16 protein-coding genes are annotated in these 17,387 nt (G+C 65.0%); 12 read left to right on the top strand and 4 right to left on the bottom strand.

What is annotated here, in order from left to right; all coding sequences use genetic code 11:
* The first annotated feature begins 225 nt into the window (after window positions 1-225).
* The 6 genes from HAP41_RS03110 to HAP41_RS03085 all read left to right on the top strand — a co-directional run bounded on the left by HAP41_RS03110 (window position 226) and on the right by HAP41_RS03085 (window position 5,852).
* Complete coding sequence (locus tag HAP41_RS03110; RefSeq protein WP_166058313.1) at window positions 226-3,009, top strand: hybrid sensor histidine kinase/response regulator; 2,784 nt, start codon at window positions 226-228, stop codon at window positions 3,007-3,009.
* A 27-nt stretch (window positions 3,010-3,036) separates the two neighbouring features.
* The gene (locus tag HAP41_RS03105; protein ID WP_166058339.1) at window positions 3,037-3,513 is read left to right on the top strand and encodes a chemotaxis protein CheW; all 477 of its coding nucleotides are present in this window, start codon (window positions 3,037-3,039) and stop codon (window positions 3,511-3,513) included.
* Window positions 3,514-3,545: 32 nt separating this feature from the next.
* Window positions 3,546-3,932 (top strand): response regulator, encoded by a 387-nt coding sequence (locus tag HAP41_RS03100; protein ID WP_018321619.1) that lies wholly within the window; start codon window positions 3,546-3,548, stop codon window positions 3,930-3,932.
* Between the two features lie 59 nt (window positions 3,933-3,991).
* Window positions 3,992-4,873, top strand: coding sequence for a CheR family methyltransferase (locus tag HAP41_RS03095; protein WP_166058355.1), 882 nt, complete (start codon window positions 3,992-3,994; stop codon window positions 4,871-4,873).
* A gap of 2 nt (window positions 4,874-4,875) precedes the next feature.
* Window positions 4,876-5,193 carry a hypothetical protein gene (locus HAP41_RS03090; protein ID WP_014490546.1) on the top strand — a complete coding sequence of 106 codons (318 nt, stop codon included), beginning with the start codon at window positions 4,876-4,878 and terminating at the stop codon, window positions 5,191-5,193.
* A 155-nt stretch (window positions 5,194-5,348) separates the two neighbouring features.
* Window positions 5,349-5,852 (top strand): response regulator, encoded by a 504-nt coding sequence (locus HAP41_RS03085; RefSeq protein WP_071908597.1) that lies wholly within the window; start codon window positions 5,349-5,351, stop codon window positions 5,850-5,852.
* A 54-nt stretch (window positions 5,853-5,906) separates the two neighbouring features.
* Here HAP41_RS03085 and HAP41_RS03080 read toward each other — a convergent pair whose 3' ends face one another.
* Window positions 5,907-6,197: a hypothetical protein gene (locus tag HAP41_RS03080; protein WP_085398200.1), complete on the bottom strand. Its 291-nt coding sequence runs from the start codon at window positions 6,195-6,197 to the stop codon at window positions 5,907-5,909.
* Between the two features lie 149 nt (window positions 6,198-6,346).
* Between HAP41_RS03080 and HAP41_RS03075 the strand changes: the two genes are divergently transcribed.
* Entirely contained in the window at window positions 6,347-6,982 is a 636-nt protein-coding gene (locus tag HAP41_RS03075) for a response regulator transcription factor (protein WP_071916993.1), read from the top strand.
* A 158-nt stretch (window positions 6,983-7,140) separates the two neighbouring features.
* Here the strand turns inward: HAP41_RS03075 and HAP41_RS03070 are convergent, their stop codons facing one another.
* From HAP41_RS03070 to HAP41_RS03060, 3 genes are all read right to left on the bottom strand, one after another.
* Window positions 7,141-10,641, bottom strand: coding sequence for a PAS domain S-box protein (locus HAP41_RS03070; RefSeq protein ID WP_166058381.1), 3,501 nt, complete (start codon window positions 10,639-10,641; stop codon window positions 7,141-7,143).
* Window positions 10,642-10,708: 67 nt separating this feature from the next.
* Window positions 10,709-11,122, bottom strand: a complete 414-nt coding sequence (locus HAP41_RS03065; RefSeq protein ID WP_166058400.1) for a response regulator — start codon at window positions 11,120-11,122, stop codon at window positions 10,709-10,711.
* A 205-nt stretch (window positions 11,123-11,327) separates the two neighbouring features.
* Entirely contained in the window at window positions 11,328-12,050 is a 723-nt protein-coding gene (locus tag HAP41_RS03060) for a GntR family transcriptional regulator (RefSeq protein ID WP_166058426.1), read from the bottom strand.
* A gap of 94 nt (window positions 12,051-12,144) precedes the next feature.
* Between HAP41_RS03060 and HAP41_RS03055 the strand changes: the two genes are divergently transcribed.
* From HAP41_RS03055 to HAP41_RS03035, 5 genes are all read left to right on the top strand, one after another.
* Complete coding sequence (locus HAP41_RS03055) at window positions 12,145-13,164, top strand: ABC transporter substrate-binding protein (protein ID WP_166058480.1); 1,020 nt, start codon at window positions 12,145-12,147, stop codon at window positions 13,162-13,164.
* On the top strand, window positions 13,164-13,925 hold the full coding sequence (locus tag HAP41_RS03050) for an ABC transporter ATP-binding protein (protein ID WP_166058554.1): 762 nt from the start codon (window positions 13,164-13,166) through the stop codon (window positions 13,923-13,925). The genes HAP41_RS03055 and HAP41_RS03050 overlap by 1 nt, the downstream gene beginning before the upstream one ends.
* Window positions 13,926-13,936: 11 nt before the next feature.
* Window positions 13,937-14,800 (top strand): ABC transporter permease, encoded by an 864-nt coding sequence (locus HAP41_RS03045; protein ID WP_166058591.1) that lies wholly within the window; start codon window positions 13,937-13,939, stop codon window positions 14,798-14,800.
* A complete protein-coding gene (gene araD, locus HAP41_RS03040; RefSeq protein WP_166058624.1) occupies window positions 14,797-16,536 on the top strand; it encodes an L-arabinonate dehydratase in 1,740 nt (579 codons plus the stop codon). Before HAP41_RS03045 ends, araD begins: the two co-directional genes overlap by 4 nt.
* Window positions 16,537-16,626: 90 nt before the next feature.
* Complete coding sequence (locus HAP41_RS03035; RefSeq protein WP_166058648.1) at window positions 16,627-17,346, top strand: ribonuclease activity regulator RraA; 720 nt, start codon at window positions 16,627-16,629, stop codon at window positions 17,344-17,346.
* Window positions 17,347-17,387: the final 41 nt, after the last annotated feature.

Raw genomic sequence — 17,387 nt, 5'->3', positions numbered from 1 at the left:
CGGAGCGTTTACCTATCGCGCCTGTCGCATGAGATGCGGCGCCGCTTTTGTCGCGAGACGCTATCGCAGGTCTCGAAGCGCAAACTTGTCTTCAATATCCGTATTAGCACGGAGGCTGAAATTAACGGGACCGTGAAAGGGGTTGTCTAACGATCCAGGCGCGGACCTCCGCCGAACTCCAGGTGCGGCCCAGGCGTCGAAGTCCGGCTCAGTAAGGCGTAGCTCATGGATGATCTGTTGCGGGAGTTTTTGACGGAGACCGGCGAGAGCCTGGACACCGTCGACAATCAGCTGGTGAAGTTCGAGCAGGAGCCGAACAACGCCAAGATCCTGGATAACATCTTCCGCCTGGTCCACACCATCAAGGGCACGTGCGGCTTCCTCGGACTGCCGCGGCTCGAAGCGCTGGCACATGCCGGCGAGACCCTGATGAGCAAATTCCGTGACGGCATGCCGGTGACGGCCGGCGCGGTGACGGTGATCCTGTCCTCGATCGACCGCATCAAGGAGATCCTCGCCGGCCTCGAGGCGACCGAAGCCGAGCCCGAGGGCACCGACCGCGATCTCATCGACAAGCTGGAAGCGATGGTCGAGCAGGGCATGGCGGCTATGGCCGCTGGGGCCGCTGCTCCTGTCGCCGAATCTCCGCCACTGGCGCCTGAAGCCCCTGTTGCTGCTGCGCCTGCGCCCGCAAAGGAGATGACGCAGGGCTCGCTGATCGACCAGACCCTGGAGCGCCCGCTGCGTCCGGGCGAAGTCTCGCTCGACGAGCTCGAGCGCGCCTTCCGCGAGACCGCGATCGAAGCGCCGGCTCCTGTCGCCAAGGCCGAGCCCGCGCCGGCTGCTGAAGCTCCGGCGCCCGCCGCCAAGGAAGCTGCGAAGCCCGCCAAGGACAAGCCCGCGCCGAAGAAGTCGATGGCCGACGAGGGCGCCGCCGAAGGCGACCGCATCGCCAACCAGTCGATCCGCGTCAACGTGGATACGCTGGAGCATCTGATGACCATGGTCTCCGAGCTGGTCCTGACCCGCAACCAGCTGCTGGAGATCTCCCGCCGCAACGAGGACACCGAGTTCAAGGTGCCGTTGCAGCGCCTCTCCAACGTCACCGCCGAGCTGCAGGAAGGCGTCATGAAGACGCGCATGCAGCCGATCGGTAATGCCTGGCAGAAGCTGCCCCGCATCGTCCGCGACCTGTCGAGCGAACTCGGCAAGCAGATCGAGCTGGAGATGCACGGCGCCGACACCGAGCTCGACCGCCAGGTGCTCGATTTGATCAAGGACCCGCTCACCCACATGGTGCGCAACTCCGCCGACCACGGCCTGGAGACCCCCGCCGAGCGGCTCGCGTCCGGCAAGGGCGAGCAGGGCACCATCCGCCTGTCCGCCTATCACGAGGGCGGTCACATCATCATCTGCATCGCCGACAACGGCCGCGGCCTCAACACCGAGAGGATCAAGGCCAAGGCGATCTCCTCAGGTCTCGTTACCGAGGCCGAGCTCGAGAAGATGAGCGAAGCCCAGATCCACAAGTTCATCTTCGCGCCCGGCTTCTCCACCGCGGCCGCCATCACCTCGGTCTCCGGCCGCGGCGTCGGCATGGACGTGGTGCGCACCAATATCGACCAGATCGGCGGCACCATCGACATCAAGTCGGTGGCCGGCGAGGGTTCCTCCGTCACCATCAAGATCCCGCTGACCTTGGCCATCGTCTCGGCCCTGATCGTCGAGGCCGCCGGCGACCGTTTTGCAATCCCGCAGCTCTCGGTCGTCGAGCTGGTCCGTGCCCGCGCCAACAGCGAGCACCGCATCGAGCGCATTAAGGACACCGCGGTCCTGCGCCTGCGCAACAAGCTCTTGCCGCTGATCCACCTCAAGAAGCTGCTCAAGATCGACGACGGCGCGGCCAGCGATCCCGAGAACGGCTTCATCGTCGTAACCCAGGTTGGCAGCCAGACGTTTGGCATCGTCGTCGACGGCGTCTTCCACACCGAAGAGATCGTCGTGAAGCCGATGTCGACAAAACTGCGTCACATCGACATGTTCTCCGGCAACACCATTCTGGGCGATGGCGCTGTCATCATGATCATCGACCCCAACGGCATTGCCAAGGCGCTCGGCGCCGCCGGCTCCTCGGCCCATGACATGGGCGACGAGAACGGGGCGCATCACATCGGATCGGGCGAGCAGACCACCTCGCTGCTCGTCTTCCGCGCCGGCTCCAGCCAGCCCAAGGCGGTTCCGCTCGGGCTGGTCACGCGCCTGGAAGAGCTCCCTGCCGACAAGATCGAGTTCAGCAACGGCCGCTACATGGTGCAGTACCGCGAGCAGCTGATGCCGCTCGTCGCCATGGAGAGCGTCACCATCGCCAGCCAGGGCGCCCAGCCGATCCTGGTGTTTGCGGACGACGGCCGCTCCATGGGCCTCGTCGTCGACGAGATCATCGACATCGTCGAGGAACGGCTCAATATCGAGGTCGGCGGCTCCGCCTCCGGCATTCTCGGCTCGGCCGTGATCAAGGGCCAGGCCACCGAGGTGATCGACGTCGGCCACTTCCTGCCGATGGCGTTCGCCGACTGGTTCACCCGCAAGGAGATGAAGCCGTCGCAGCACTCGCAGTCGGTGCTGCTGGTCGACGACTCGGCCTTCTTCCGCAACATGCTGGCACCGGTGCTGAAGGCGGCCGGCTACCGCGTCCGCACCGCGCCGACCGCGCAGGAGGGCCTGGCTGCGCTGCGTGCGCAGAGCTTCGACGTGGTCCTGACCGACATCGAGATGCCCGACATGAACGGGTTCGAGTTCGCCGAAGTGATCCGCTCCGACACCAATCTGGGCGCGATGCCGATCATCGGCCTGTCCGCGCTGGTGTCGCCGGCGGCGATCGAGCGCGGCCGTCAGGCCGGCTTCCACGACTATGTCGCCAAGTTCGACCGTCCCGGTCTGATCGCGGCGCTGAAGGAACAGACCGCGGGCGCCGCCGGCGCCTCCGAGCTGAGCCGGGCAGCGGCGTAACGGCACTGGGGATCAGGAGATACCGCTATGAGCAACAAGAAGACGCAGATCGGCGAAGGCGCCAAGGTCGAATACGTCACCGCGATGATCGGCGGCCAGCTGTTCGGCCTGCCGATCTCCCGCGTGCAGGACGTGTTCATGCCCGAGCGCGTCACCCGCGTTCCGCTGTCCTCGCGCGAGATCGCGGGGGTGCTGAACCTGCGCGGCCGCATCGTCACCGTGGTCGACATGCGCGCCCGGCTCGGCCTGCCCAAGCCCGAGGACGGCAAGGCCCCGATGGCGGTCGGCGTCGACCTGCGCGGTGAATCCTATGGCCTGCTGATCGACCAGATCGGCGAAGTGCTGCGCCTTGCCGAGGCCGGCATGGAAGAGAACCCCGTCAACCTCGATCCCCGCATGGCCAAGCTCGCCGGCGGCGTCCACCGCCTCGACGGGCAGCTCATGGTCGTCCTCGACGTCGATCGCGTCCTCGAGCTTAAAACCGAAGTGCAAATGGCTGCCTGAGCTAACCGAAACATCGAAGCCGGAGAACCAAAATGAAGACATGTTTGGTGGTCGATGATTCCAGCGTCGTGCGAAAGATCGCGCGCCGGATCCTGGAAGGCCTGGAATTCGAAGTTACCGAGGCCGAGGACGGCTCGAAGGCGCTGGAGATCTGCCAGCGGCAGTTGCCCGATGCGGTGCTGCTCGACTGGAACATGCCCGTGATGGACGGCTTCGAGTTCATGGGCCACATGCGCCGCCTGCCCGGCGGCGACCAGCCGAAGGTGGTGTTCTGCACCACCGAGAACAACGTGGCTCATATCGCCCAGGCGCTCAGCGGCGGCGCCAACGAATACATCATGAAGCCCTTCGATAAAGACATCATCGCCGACAAGTTCGCTGAAGTCGGCTTGATCCCGGTCGGACAAGCCATGGTCTGAGTATCTGGCCCGAGCGTTTCAGCCAGAGTGTCCCCAGTACAGCTTCCGAGAGGCTATCCGTGACCCCGACCGAGTATGAGTATCTGCGTAAGTTCCTGAGGGATCATTCCGGGCTCGACCTGTCCGCAGACAAGCAATATCTGATTGAAAGCCGGCTGTTGCCGCTCGCCCGCAAGGCCGGGCTCTCCGGGATCGGCGAGCTCGTGCAGAAGCTGCAGGGCGGCTCGAGCGCGCTCGTCACCAACGTGGTCGAAGCCATGACCACCAACGAGACCTTCTTCTTCCGCGACAAGGTCCCGTTCGATCATTTCCGCGACACCATCATGCCTGAGGTCATCAAGGCGCGCGCCGGCCGACGGAGCGTGCGCATCTGGTGCGCCGCCGGCTCGACCGGGCAGGAGCCCTATTCGCTGGCGATGTGCCTGAAGGAGATGGGCGCGGCCCTGACCGGCTGGCGCGTCGAGATCATCGCCACCGACCTGTCGCAGGAGGTGCTCGAGAAGGCCAAGGCCGGCATCTACAGCCAGTTCGAGGTGCAGCGCGGCCTGCCGATCCAGATGCTGATGAAATATTTCAAGCAGACCGGCGAGACGTGGCAGATCAATCCCGAGCTGCGCGCGATGATCCAGCACCGGCAGCTCAACCTGCTGCATGATTTTGCCCAGCTCGGCACCTTCGACGTCATCTTCTGCCGCAACGTGCTGATCTATTTCGACCAGGACACCAAGATCAACATCTTCAACCGCCTCGCCCGCCAGATCGAGGGAGACGGCTTCCTGGTGCTGGGTGCAGCCGAAACCGTGGTCGGACTGACCGACACGTTCAGGCCGATCCCGGATCGCCGCGGCCTCTACAAGCCGAACGACCCGCGTGCAGCGGCAGCCAAACCGACTCTCGCCGGCGCCGCGCCGCCGCGCATGGCGGTGGTGGCAGGACGATAGGCATGGCAGAGGATGGCAAGGGCGCGGAGCGCGTCACGTTCAGTCGTGGCTATGATGTCTGCATCATGGCGATCGACGGCACGTGGCGGCGCGACTGCAAGCTCAATGCGATTTCCGACACCGACGCCATCCTCACGGTGGATGGCTCGATCCAGGGATTGAACCTGAAGGAATTCTTCCTGCTGCTGTCGTCGACCGGACTCGCCTATCGCCGTTGCGAGCTGGTGCGCGTCAACGGCGCCGAAATGGACATCCAGTTCCTGCGCGGCAAGAACCGGAAGAAGCGCGGCGCCGCCGGCGGCCGTGACGAGGCAGCGTGATCGCCAAATAGGCCTCGTCCCGCGCGGCCCGTCGCCGCTTTCCGCGACGTTGGTTCATATTTGCTAAAACTTCCGGACGAATTCGCCGCACCGGCTTTACGTGGCCTAAGCGCGAGCCGTGTAGACATTGCCCGTCTCAATCTCAGGATACGGCAATGCCCCGAAGTTCCCTCTCCCCCATCCCGTCAAATCTGCCCGACGTCGCCGAGCGGCGTGCGCTTCAGCTCCTGGTGGTCGACGACGACGCCACGCAGCGCAGCCTGATCACGGTCGCCGCCAGGCAGGCCGGCCATGAAGTCACGGTGGCGCCGTCCGTCGCCGAGGCGATCGAGAAGCTCCGCGCCGCCCGCTTCGACTGCGTGACGCTCGATCTCGTGCTGGAGGATGGCGACGGCATCGACGTGCTGCGCGAGATGGCGGCGGCGAAATTCGCAGGCCACGTGATCGTCATCAGCGGTATGGACGGCAAGCGCCGCAGCGCCGCCCGCAGCTTCGCTCGTTCCGTCGGGATCCAGCTCCAGGGCCTGCCGAAGCCGCTCGATCTCGCCGCGCTGCGGATCAGCCTCGCCAATCTCGGCAAGACCGCAATGGGGCTGCCGGCGATCCACACCTGGGGTGGCGTCGCCACCGACGCGATCGTGGAACGGCACCGCGCCTGAGGCGCGGAGCTGCCATGCGATCGGACGCGGGCACTGCGTCGCGCCGGTCGCAATTCAAGCCGGATTGCCGGATTCAGACAGGTATTGCAGGGCGTGGCCGAGGCCTGCCCGGCAGGCGTTGAGAGCGGCGTTCGCGGTGGCATAACGCGGCGTGACGTCGTCGAGTATGAAGACGTCGGCGGAACCTTCCGGATCGTTGCTGTGTTCTTGATCCATGGCTGCGGCGATCCGGCGCATACTGGTCTCGATCTGCGCGATCAGCAAGCGAAGGTCGGCGGCGATCAATCGTTGGCTGTCGGCCTCGGATGTTGCGACCAGCGGCAGCGTATCGGCCAAATTTAGCATGGATATTCTCCGTCTCCTGCAATTAGGCGCAATGCCGCTACTTGTGCGTTAAGTCTATGTCCCGTACAAATACGGGTGGGCCGAATCCGCGCCGAACGCCATAACGGTTGGCGCGGACGCGAGTCCGTAATGCCAACTGGATGTGGCACATGGCCGAGCAAACCTCTCGTGGTGAAATCTTCGTGGTCGACGACGACCCTGCGGTTCGCGACACCTTGTCGATGGTGTTGAAGGCGGCGGGTTATGAGGTGATCTGTTTTGCGGACGGCGCAGCGCTGCTCTCCGTCGCGCGGAACCGTACGCCGGCTGCGATCCTGCTCGACGTGCACATTCCCGGAAAGTCGGGCCTCGACATTCTGAAGGAACTGCAGGGCGAAGATTATCCGGCGCCGATCTTCATGATCTCCGGGCAGGGCGACATCTCGATGGCGGTGGGCGCCATCAAGAGCGGCGCGCTCGATTTCATCGAAAAGCCGTTCCGCGGTAGCGAGATCGTCGGCCGGCTGGACGAGGCGATCGGGGCCTATGCACGCAGGCAGGCAGAGAGCGTATCGCCGAAATTCTCTTCGCTGCACTTCCCCGGACGCGAGCCGTTGACGCGGCGTGAACGCGAGGTGCTCGAGCAGTTCGCTTCCGGTGCGTCCAACAAGGAAGCCGGCCGCACGCTCGGCATCAGCCCACGCACCATCGAGGACCATCGCGCCAACATCATGAAGAAGCTCGGCGCGCGCAACGCCGCCGATCTGATCCGCATCGTGATGACCGCGGCCCAGCGCGCGTCGTAACGCGACTGGCCATCCTCTCGTGCCCCGGACGCAGCGCATCATGCAATGATGCGCTGCTGAGCCGGGGCCCATATCTCTCCAATTTCATGGCTGACAGTTCTGGGTCCTGGCTCTGCGCCGCAGCGTTGCACGCTGCGCCTTGTCCGGGACACGGTTCCTCAACTGCTCAGCGCCTTGCGGATGATCCGCGCCAGATCGGATTTGCGATACGGCTTCGCCAGCAGCAGCACGCCTAAATCCAGCCGGCCGTGATGGATGATCGCGTTCTCCGTATAGCCTGAGGTGTAGACCACCTTGAGGTCTGGACGCGTCTTCGACACCTCGTCGGCAAGCTGCCGTCCGTTCAACTTGCCGGGCATGATGACGTCGGTGAACAGCAGGTCGAACGGCTTGCCGGTGGCGACGATCGCGAGCGCCTCCGCGGCGTTCGCGGCCTGCAAGGTGACGTAGCCGAGCGAGTGCAGCTGCGCCAGCACGTAGTCGCGCACCAGCCGGTCATCCTCGACCACAAGGATCGTCTCGTGTCCGCCCTCGATCGTCGACGGCGTCACGCCTTCGCCCACGGCCGCGGCCGTCTTGCCGGGCGGCAGATACATCTTGATCGTGGTGCCGTGGCCTTCCTCGCTGTAGATCTTGATGTGGCCCGTGGACTGCTTGATGAAGCCGTAGACCATCGAAAGCCCGAGCCCGGTGCCCTTGCCCGGTCCCTTCGAGGTGAAGAACGGATCGAACACCCGGGCCAGCATGTGCGCAGGAATGCCGGTGCCGGTGTCGCTCACGGCGATCAGCACATAGTGTCCGGGCCTGACGTCGTTGACGCTGGCATAGACCTCGTCGAGATAGGCGGCGCCGGTCTCCACGATCAGCTTGCCGCCGCCGGGCATGGCGTCGCGGGCATTGAGCGCGAGGTTGAGGATCGCGGTGGTGAGCTGGTTGGGGTCGACGATCGCGACGCAGCTCTCGTCCTCGAACACCGATTCGATCTGGATCTGCTCGCCCAGCGTCGGGCGCAACAGCTTTGCGGTGTCGATGATCAGCGCGTTGATGTCGACCTCGCGCGGCTGGAGCGGCTGCTTGCGCGCGAAGGCGAGCAGGTGCTGGGTCAGCTCGGCGCCGCGCCCGGCGGCCTCGTCGATCATCTTCGTGATCGCCGCAAGCTCCGGCTCCTTCGCCACCGCGTCGGCCAGGATCTCGATCGTCCCGGTGATGACGGTGAGGATGTTGTTGAAGTCATGCGCCACGCCGCCGGTGAGCTGGCCGACCGCCTCCATCTTGTCGGCGTGGCGGATGCGCTCCTCGGACGCGATCTTGTCGGTGAGGTCGCGGTAGAACACGTTGAACAGAATGCCTTCGCGGCGTTTCAGCGCCGTGACGCTCAGCTCGGCCCTGAATTCCTTGCCGTCGCGACGGCGAACCGTGAGCTCGCGGCGGCGGTTGAGCGTCTGGCCGTCCTGGGACTCGAGGAAGCGCGCGAGGCCGGCCTTGACCCGCTCCCGCTCGCTCTCGGCGACGATGAGGTCGACCCCATTCCTGCCCAGCGCTTCGTCGCGCCGCCAGCCGAACAGCTCCTCGGCCCGCGAGCTCCAGTTCAGGATGGTGCTGCGCTCGTCGGTCTGGACGAAGGCGTCGAGCGCGGTCTCGACGATATTGCGCGCGAGCAGCTCGCTTTCGCGCAAGGACTCTTCCGCGCGCCTCGCCTCGGTCATGTCGCGTCCGACGAAGAAGAAGCGTTTGGCCTGATCTGACCAGTTGCCGAGCCAGGACAGCCAGACCTCGCGTCCGTCCTTGTGGATGCAGCGGGTTTCGGCGAGCCTGGGGTGCCCGCCGCGCCGGAGCGCGCGCATCTCCTCGCGGGATTGCTCGAGATGCGCGGGATGGATGAAATCGACGCCGCTGCGGCCGATCATCTCGTCCGGCGGGTAGCCGAGCACGGCCTGGCTGCTCGGGCTGACCTGCACGATATGGCCCCGCGAATCCATGATCATGATCAGATCTTCCGAGGCGTCGAACAGCTGCCGCCGTTCCTCGATCTGCTGTTGCAGCGCGCGCTCGGTCCGTCGCGCATCGGTCAGGCGGCGCGCCGTGCCGGACGCGCCGATGATCTCGCCCGAATCGTCCCTGATCGGTGACAGGCTCACCGAGATTTCGACCGGACTGCCGTCCTTGCGCACGCGCACCGTTTCGAAATGCTCGATCCGCTCGCCCGTCGCAATCCGCCGCAGATAGTCCTTGCCCTCTTCGCGGCGATCGGGTGGCAGGAGGATCAAGGTCGGCTGTCCGACCGCTTCCTCGGCCGTATAGCCGTAGAGGCGCTCGGCCGCCGCATTCCAGCCGATGATGATGCGGTCGAGCGTCTGCATGACGATCGAATCGTCGGAGGATTCGACCGCCGCGCTGAACAGGCGTTCGCGGACGGCGAGCTGGTCGCGCGCGGCCTCGGTGCGCCGCCGCTCCTCGATCTCATGCTCCAGCGCCGCCGTCTTCGCCCGCATTTCATCGATCAGACGGGCAAATGCCCGCGCCAGCACACCGGTCTCGCCGGGGGCGTCGGTTGGAATTCTGATGGAATTGTCCCGACCGAGCCACTCGACCGCCGCAGTGAGCTGCCCGATCGGCCGGGTCAACGACCGCGCCAGCAGCACGGCCAGTATGGCGGCGACCAGCACCGCGATGAGGCCGATCGTGATGGTCGATTTCTCGATGGTGACGGCCGGCGCCATGAAGACGGCGTTGGGCACGACGCGGATGACACCGACCCACTGGTCCTCGGCCAGGATTGCGGGTGCGATCGCGGTGCCGCTCGGCTTGCCGTCACTGCCCGGCACGACCTGGGTCGCGCCCAGCGTCGATCCGGTGATGGCTGCGAAATAGGGGAAGTCGTCCTGCCAGCGTGTTGGTGTCCCCAGTTGCGAACCGAACTCGCGGGTGCGATCCGGATGCACGAGATAATCGCCGTTGCGGCCGACCACATAGACCGCTTCACCGTTCCGGATCGATATCCTGATCCGGTCGAACACCTGGCGCATGTCGACATTGACGACGACGATGCCGAACAGCCGGTGATCGGACCCAAACAGGGGCGCCGCGACGCGCAAGGTCGGAACATAGGGCATCTGAACCACGCCGTCGTCGACGTCCAGTTCGACCGGGGAGACGCTGACCTGGTCTTCTGCCAGCTTGATCGCCGCCTGGAAGAATGAGCGCTCGCCCTTGTTCTGCAAGGCATCGTCGGGAACCGCACGCACCGCTCCGTTCGGGCCGGAGCGGTCGACGCGCAGATACTCGACGCCGTCGGCACCGATGATGCGGAATTTTGCGTAGGCCGGGTTGGCGCCGACGTCGGCCACGAGGCGCGTCAGCAATCGGTCGCGCCAGGTCTTCTCCGAGAGGTGGTCGACCGGATCGACCCCGTCGTTGAAATGGGCATCGATCATGCCGCGCGCGGCGGCACGGGAGCGGAACGTCGCAACGTCGGCGCGGGCGCCGTTCACATGCGCTTCGAGCTGCGAGGCCAGGAGCCGCGAGTGGCCCTCGATTCGGTCGAGCACGCGCGGCAGGAAGGCTTGCTCCAGGCTGTAATGGCTCAGCCATCCGACAGCGGCGACCGCAGCCGCGACCAGCAGGATCATTGCGATGGCCAGCCGGGTCGCGAGGGTCATATCGGCCTTCGCGCCGCGTCGCGAGCGGTCCCGAATGTCCTGCTACGCTGCAACATGGATCGCCCCGTCATCGGCTGCCGGAGGCGGCATTGGCTTCTGGCGCGGATGTGAGGCAGCCGTCGACAGCGGCGAGCAGGGCGTCCGGCCGGAACGGCTTCTGCAGACTTGCGACCGCGCCGAGCTTGGTCGCCATCTTCAGAAAGTCCGGCTCAGCATACGCGTCCGGGGCGACGGCGCGGCCGGAAATGACGATGATCGGAAGGGCCGGCTGCAGCACCCGGATGTGGCGCATCGTCTCCAGTCCGTCCATGCCGGGCATGAATATGTCGAGGAACAGGAGGTCGAACCGGCTCGCCTCGAACAGCGCAAGCCCCGTGTGGCCGTCGCCGGCGGCGGTGACGTGATGGCCGGCCCTCTCCAGGATCAGCCGGATCGTGATCTGCACGGCCGGGTCGTCATCCACAATCAGGATGTTGGCCACGTCTGAAACCCTCCGGGCCGGATGGGACGTTCCAGCGACCCCAAATCAAAGCATCAAATGCGAAATTGTTGCGCGGTTTCCATCCGGCCTGCAAGCACTTCGCGGCCAACACCTTGTCCGCCTCGCGCGATTCCGGCGAGGTCGGCCATATGCATGCTTACGTGCACATGCGGTCCCTGACGCACACCCGGATCGTGTCGCGGGCCTAATCGGTCAGGTATTCGGGATGGTGGCTCCGGATCTTGTCGAGCTCGCTGAGCGTGCCCGACAGGTGCTTGCGCAGATGCTGTTGCGCGGCGTCAGCGTCTCCGGCCTCGATCGCGCGCGTGATCAGCTTGTGGTGGCGGACGATGTTCTGGGCCTTGCCGGGCGAGGGCAGATGCAGCCGCCGCAGCCGGTCGATATGCCCGCTGCGGCTGCGTACCAGCGTCCACAGGTCTTGCTTTCCGGCGGCGGCGTAGAGCTGGGCGTGAAAATCATTGTCGCCGGCGATGAAGCTCTCGAAGTCCCCGGCCTTGGCGAATTGCTGCTGGAGCGCGATCGCGTGGTCAAGGCGGATGACCAGGGCCTGGTCATGTTGTTCCGCGAGCATCCGGACGATTTCGAGCTCCAGCGCCTGGCGCAGGAAATGGGCCTGCTCGGCGCGGCCGACGTCGACTCGGCTGACCACGGTCGCGTGCTGCGGAAACACGTCGACGAGCCCTTCCTCCTCCAGCCGCATCAGCGCATCGCGCACCGGTGTCGAGCTGACGCCGAACTGGCCGGCAAGCTCGGCGCGTGACAGGGGCGCGCCCGGCGGCAGTTCCAGAGCGATGATCGCATTGCGCAGCCGCTCGAACACCTGCGGCGCGGCCTGGCGGGCGCGGTCGAGCCTTGAAACGGATTTTGCGGGTCGTGCCGCGCGCGGCGCGGTATCGGTTGCTTCCATGGCGGGTCCCGCGGGCTTGCCCTTGATACACTAATATATTAGTGCATCAGTAGGGTCAACGCAGCTCGACGCTGGCCGGAGGAAACACACAACAATGATCAAGCATCTTCGTAGCAAGCTTGCGGTTGCCGCCGTGATCGTCGCAACCGTCCTGCCGGTATCCGCGGCGCATGCGCAGCAGAAATCCGAGATCTCGCTGTCGCGCCAGCCCGGCATCTTCTACATGCCGAGCCACATCATGGAAAAGCAGAAGCTGATCGAGAAGCACGCAGCTTCGCTCGGCGTACCCGGCGTCACCACCAAGTGGGTGACCTTTTCCGGCGGCGGCGCGCAGACCGATGCGCTGCTCGCCGGCGGCGTCGACATCCTCAACACCGGCACCGGCAATCTTCTGTTGCTGTGGGACCGCACCCGCGGCGGCGTGAAGGGCATCGTCGCGACCTCGGCGCAGCCGATGACGCTGATCAGCCGCGATGCCAACATCAAGTCGATCAAGGATTTTGGTCCGAGCGACAAGATCGCGGTGCCGACGGTGAAGGTTTCCACGCAGGCGATCGTGCTCCAGATCGCGGCCGCGGAGGCCTTCGGCGCCGACCAATGGTCGAAGCTCGACGCCAACACCGTGCAGCTTGGCCATCCCGACGCCTATGCGGCGTTGTCAAATCCCAAGCACGAGGTGCACACCCACTTCTCGATCCCGCCTTTCACTTTCCTGGAGCTGAAGAACGTGCCGGGCGCGCATGTCGTGCTGAATTCGCCTGACGTGATGGGCGGTCCGCTGAGCCAGGCGCAGTTCTTCACCACGACGAAATTCGCCGACGCCAATCCGAAGATCATCCAGGCGGTACGCGATGCCACCAAGGAAGCGCAGGATCTGATCCGCAGCGACACCAAGCAGGCGGTCGAGATCTACAAGGAGATCACGGGCGACAAGACCTCGGTGGAAGAGCTGCTCGATCTCCTGAAGGAGCCCGGCATGATGGAATGGAATCTCGAGCCGCAGGGCACGATGAAATTCGCAGCCCATCTGTTCAAGACCGGCACGCTGAAGAACCAGCCCAAGGCCTGGACGGACTATTATCTCCCCGTCGCGCACGACCTGAAAGGCAACTGATGGCGCTGCTCGACGTCAACGGGGTGACGCTGCGCTACAAGACCTCCAGCGCCGTCGTCACCGCCACCGAAAGGGTCAGCTTCACCGTCGACAGGTCCGACCGCTTCGTGCTGCTCGGGCCGTCCGGCTGCGGCAAGTCGACCCTGCTCAAGGCCGTCGGCGGCTATATGACGCCGAGCGAGGGCCGCATGACCATCAACGATCGCGAGATCCACGGTCCCGGCGCCGACCGCATGATGATCTTCCAGGAGTTCGACCAGCTCCTGCCCTGGAAGAGCGTGCTTGCCAACGTGATGTTCCCGCTGCTGACCGCGCGAAAGCTGTCGCGCAAGGACGCCGAGCCGCGGGCACGGGCCTATATCGAGAAGGTCGGCCTCACCCGCGTCGTCGACGCCTATCCGCACACGCTGTCCGGCGGCATGAAGCAGCGCGTTGCGATCGCGCGCGGCATGGCGATGGAGCCCGATATCCTGCTGATGGACGAGCCGTTCGCCGCGCTCGACGCGCTGACGCGCCGGACCTGCCAGGACGAGCTGCTCCAGCTCTGGAACGAGACCAAATTCACGGTGCTGTTCGTGACCCATTCCATCGCGGAAGCGATCCGTATCGGCAACCGCATCCTGCTGCTGTCGCCGCATCCCGGCCGGGTCAAGGCCGAGGTCGTCGACGTCGACAAGGTCTCGAATGGAGACGGCAGCGCCGGCCGGCTGGAGAAGGAGATCCACGATCTCCTGTTCGCCGCCGAAGCCACGTCGCACTAGGGGAGCCTGTCATGGGCGAAGCGAGAATATTGCTGCGTGACGCGTCGGTCGCCGCGACCGGCGGTGCGGGCGAGGTCGAGCGTAAGCTGAGCGTGCCGGAGCTGTTGTGGAACGACGGTTTTGTCCGCAAGACCGTCATCATCCTGTTCCTGGCGGCGGTCTGGGAGGCCTACGGCGTCGCTCTCGACAATCCGCTGCTGTTTCCGACGCTGCACGACACCATCGCGACGCTGTACGACCGGGTCAAGGACGGCACCATTCCGATGCGGGCATGGACCTCGCTGAAGGTGCTGTTCATGGGCTATTCGGCCGGCATCGTGCTGGCCGCGATCTTCACTGTGCTCGCCATCTCGACGCGGATCGGCACCGACTTCCTCGAGACTGTTACGGCGATGTTCAATCCGTTGCCGGCGATCGCGCTGTTGCCGCTCGCCTTGATCTGGTTCGGCCTCGGCAACGGCAGTCTTGTTTTCGTGCTGATCCATTCGGTACTGTGGCCGGTCGCGCTCAACACCCATTCCGGCTTCAAGAGCGTGTCCAACACGCTGCGCATGGTCGGACGCAATTACGGCCTGCGCGGGCTGCCCTACGTCGCAAAAATTCTCATCCCCGCCGCGTTCGGCTCGATTCTCACCGGCCTCAAGATCGGCTGGGCCTTTGCATGGCGTACCCTGATCGCGGCCGAGCTGGTGTTCGGCGTGTCCTCGGGCCAGGGCGGGCTCGGCTGGTTTATCTTCGAGAACCGCAACCTCCTCGACATACCCGCAGTGTTCGCGGGCCTCTTGACGGTGATTATCATCGGGCTTTTTGTCGAGAACCTGATCTTCCGCGCCATCGAGCGGAACACCGTCCAGAAATGGGGCACCCAATCATGACCAAGAAGAAAATCACGCCCGACCAGCTCCGCAGCGCGCGCTGGTTCGCGCCCGACGATCTCCGCTCGTTCGGCCACCGTTCCCGCACCATGCAGATGGGCTACGCCCCGGAGGAGTGGAAGGACCGCCCGATCATCGCGATCCTCAACACCTGGTCGGACGCGCAGCCCTGCCACATGCACTTCAAGTCGCGCGTCGACGACGTCAAGCGCGGCATCCTGATGGCGGGCGGCTTGCCGATCGAGTTGCCGGCATTGTCGCTGTCGGAATCGCTCTTGAAGCCGACCACGATGCTCTATCGCAATCTTCTGGCGATGGACGCCGAGGAGCTGTTGCGCAGCCATCCCGTCGACGGCGTGGTGCTGATGGGCGGCTGCGACAAGACCACACCGGCACTGCTGCTGGGTGCGACCTCGATGAACATCCCGGCGATCTATCTGCCGGCGGGTCCGATGCTGCGCGGCAATTGGAAGGGCAAGACGCTCGGCTCCGGCTCCGACGGCTGGAAATACTGGGACGAGCGGCGCGCCGGAAAAATCTCCGACAAGGACTGGCTCGACATCGAAGCCGGCATTGCGCGGAGCTACGGCACCTGCATGACCATGGGCACGGCCTCGACCATGACCGCGATTGCGGAAGCCATCGGCATGACGCTGCCGGGCGCCTCCTCGATTCCGGCCGCCGACGCCAACCATATCCGCATGGCCTCTGAATGCGGCCGCCGTATCGTCGAGATGGTGTGGGAGGATCTGACGCCGAAGACGATCCAGACCCGCAAGGCGTTCGAGAATGCGATTGCGGTCGCGATGGCGATGGGCTGCTCGACCAACGCGATCATCCATTTGATCGCGCAGGCCCGCCGCGCCGGTCTGGACATCGGCCTCGACGATTTCGAGAAGGCGAGCCGCAAGGTGCCCGTCATCGCCAACGTCCGGCCGAGCGGCGATGCCTATCTGATGGAGGACTTCTTCTATGCCGGCGGCCTGCCGGCGCTGATGGGCCAGATCAAGCCGCATCTGCATCTCGACTGCATCACCGTCACCGGCAAGACGGTCGGCGAGAACATCGAAGGCGCCGAAGTGCACAATGCCGATGTCATCCGCGGCGTCGATAACCCCATCTACAAGGAGGGCGCGCTCGCCGTGCTCAAGGGCAATCTCGCGCCCGACGGCTGCGTCATAAAACCCTCCGCCTGTGCGCCGCGCTTCCTCAATCACACCGGACCCGCGCTGGTGTTCGACGACTATCCTTCGATGAAGAAGGCGGTCGACGATCCCAACCTGGATGTCACCGAGGATCACATCCTGATCCTGCGCAACGCAGGGCCGCAGGGCGGACCGGGCATGCCGGAATGGGGCATGCTGCCGATCCCGACCAAGCTCGTGAAGCAGGGCGTGCGCGACATGGTGCGCATCTCCGATGCGCGCATGAGCGGCACCAGCTACGGCGCCTGCATTTTGCACGTTTCGCCGGAGTCCTACATCGGCGGCCCGCTGGCGCTGGTGCGGAACGGCGACCGCATCACGCTCGACGTCGCCGCGCGCACTATCAACCTCGATGTGTCCGAAGCCGAGCTCGAAAAGCGCCGCGCCGCCTGGAAGCAGCCCGAGCGTCGCTTCGAGCGTGGCTATGGCTGGATGTTCACCAAACACATCAAGCAGGCCAATGACGGCTGCGACTTCGACTTCCTGGAGACCGATTTCGGCGCGCCGATCGGCGAGCCGTCCATCTACTAGCAACCTGTCCATAGCCACGATCGTGAGTATGGATTCCGGGCCTGCGCCGTTCCGCCGCATCCCGGAATGACGAAGATGAGAGAGCACGAGATGTCCAAACTTTCTGAAGCCACCCGCACAAAACTCAAATCCGTCTCCACCGCCACCGTCGCCACCGCGTTGTTCAAGCGCTGCCTGCGGATCCAGATGATCCAGGATGTGCACCCGCTCGGCGCCGACCAGCCGACCATGGTCGGCGAGGCCTTCACGCTGCGCTACATGCCGGCGCGCGAGGACCTCAACACCATCGACGTCTTCAGGGATCGCTCCCATCCGCAGCGCAAGGCGGTCGAGGATTGTCCGCCCGGCAGCGTGCTGGTGATGGACAGCCGCAAGGACGCGCGCGCGGCCTCTGCCGGCGCGATCCTGGTGACGCGGTTGATGAAGCGCGGCGTCGCCGGCGTCGTCACCGACGGCGGCTTTCGCGATTCCGCCGAGATCGCAAAGCTCGGCATCCCCGCCTATCACCATCGCCCCTCGGCGCCGACGAATCTCACGCTGCACCAGGCGATCGAGATCAACGTACCGATCGGTTGTGGCGATGCGCCGGTATTTCCGGGTGACGTCATTCTCGGCGACAGCGACGGCGTCATCGTGATCCCCGCGCATCTCGCCGACGAGATCGCCAACGAAACGTTCGAGATGACCGCGTTCGAGGATTTCGTCACCGAGGAGGTCGGCAAAGGCCGCGGCATCTTCGGTCTCTATCCGGCCACCGATCCGCAGACGCTCACCGATTTTGCGGAATGGCGGAAGAAGAACGGCCGCTAGGCCGAAGCTAAGTCACGTCAAGAAACGAGCCGGCGCATCAA

The sequence above is a fragment of the Bradyrhizobium barranii subsp. apii genome (assembly GCF_011516635.5).
Lineage (GTDB): Bacteria > Pseudomonadota > Alphaproteobacteria > Rhizobiales > Xanthobacteraceae > Bradyrhizobium > Bradyrhizobium barranii.
This window is presented reverse-complemented; position numbering and strand designations above follow the sequence as displayed.

What these genes read in the sequence shown, in the direction of transcription:
- HAP41_RS03090 (WP_014490546.1), top strand. Translation starts at nt 4,876, where the DNA reads ATGGCAGAGGATGGCAAGGGCGCGGAGCGCGTCACGTTCAGTCGTGGC.
- HAP41_RS03100 (WP_018321619.1), top strand. Translation starts at nt 3,546, where the DNA reads ATGAAGACATGTTTGGTGGTCGATGATTCCAGCGTCGTGCGAAAGATC.
- HAP41_RS03055 (WP_166058480.1), top strand. Translation starts at nt 12,145, where the DNA reads ATGATCAAGCATCTTCGTAGCAAGCTTGCGGTTGCCGCCGTGATCGTC.
- HAP41_RS03075 (WP_071916993.1), top strand. Translation starts at nt 6,347, where the DNA reads ATGGCCGAGCAAACCTCTCGTGGTGAAATCTTCGTGGTCGACGACGAC.
- HAP41_RS03085 (WP_071908597.1), top strand. Translation starts at nt 5,349, where the DNA reads ATGCCCCGAAGTTCCCTCTCCCCCATCCCGTCAAATCTGCCCGACGTC.
- araD (WP_166058624.1), top strand. Translation starts at nt 14,797, where the DNA reads ATGACCAAGAAGAAAATCACGCCCGACCAGCTCCGCAGCGCGCGCTGG.
- HAP41_RS03035 (WP_166058648.1), top strand. Translation starts at nt 16,627, where the DNA reads ATGTCCAAACTTTCTGAAGCCACCCGCACAAAACTCAAATCCGTCTCC.
- HAP41_RS03045 (WP_166058591.1), top strand. Translation starts at nt 13,937, where the DNA reads ATGGGCGAAGCGAGAATATTGCTGCGTGACGCGTCGGTCGCCGCGACC.
- HAP41_RS03060 (WP_166058426.1), bottom strand. Translation starts at nt 12,050, where the DNA reads ATGGAAGCAACCGATACCGCGCCGCGCGCGGCACGACCCGCAAAATCC.
- HAP41_RS03105 (WP_166058339.1), top strand. Translation starts at nt 3,037, where the DNA reads ATGAGCAACAAGAAGACGCAGATCGGCGAAGGCGCCAAGGTCGAATAC.
- HAP41_RS03110 (WP_166058313.1), top strand. Translation starts at nt 226, where the DNA reads ATGGATGATCTGTTGCGGGAGTTTTTGACGGAGACCGGCGAGAGCCTG.
- HAP41_RS03070 (WP_166058381.1), bottom strand. Translation starts at nt 10,641, where the DNA reads ATGACCCTCGCGACCCGGCTGGCCATCGCAATGATCCTGCTGGTCGCG.
- HAP41_RS03050 (WP_166058554.1), top strand. Translation starts at nt 13,164, where the DNA reads ATGGCGCTGCTCGACGTCAACGGGGTGACGCTGCGCTACAAGACCTCC.
- HAP41_RS03080 (WP_085398200.1), bottom strand. Translation starts at nt 6,197, where the DNA reads ATGCTAAATTTGGCCGATACGCTGCCGCTGGTCGCAACATCCGAGGCC.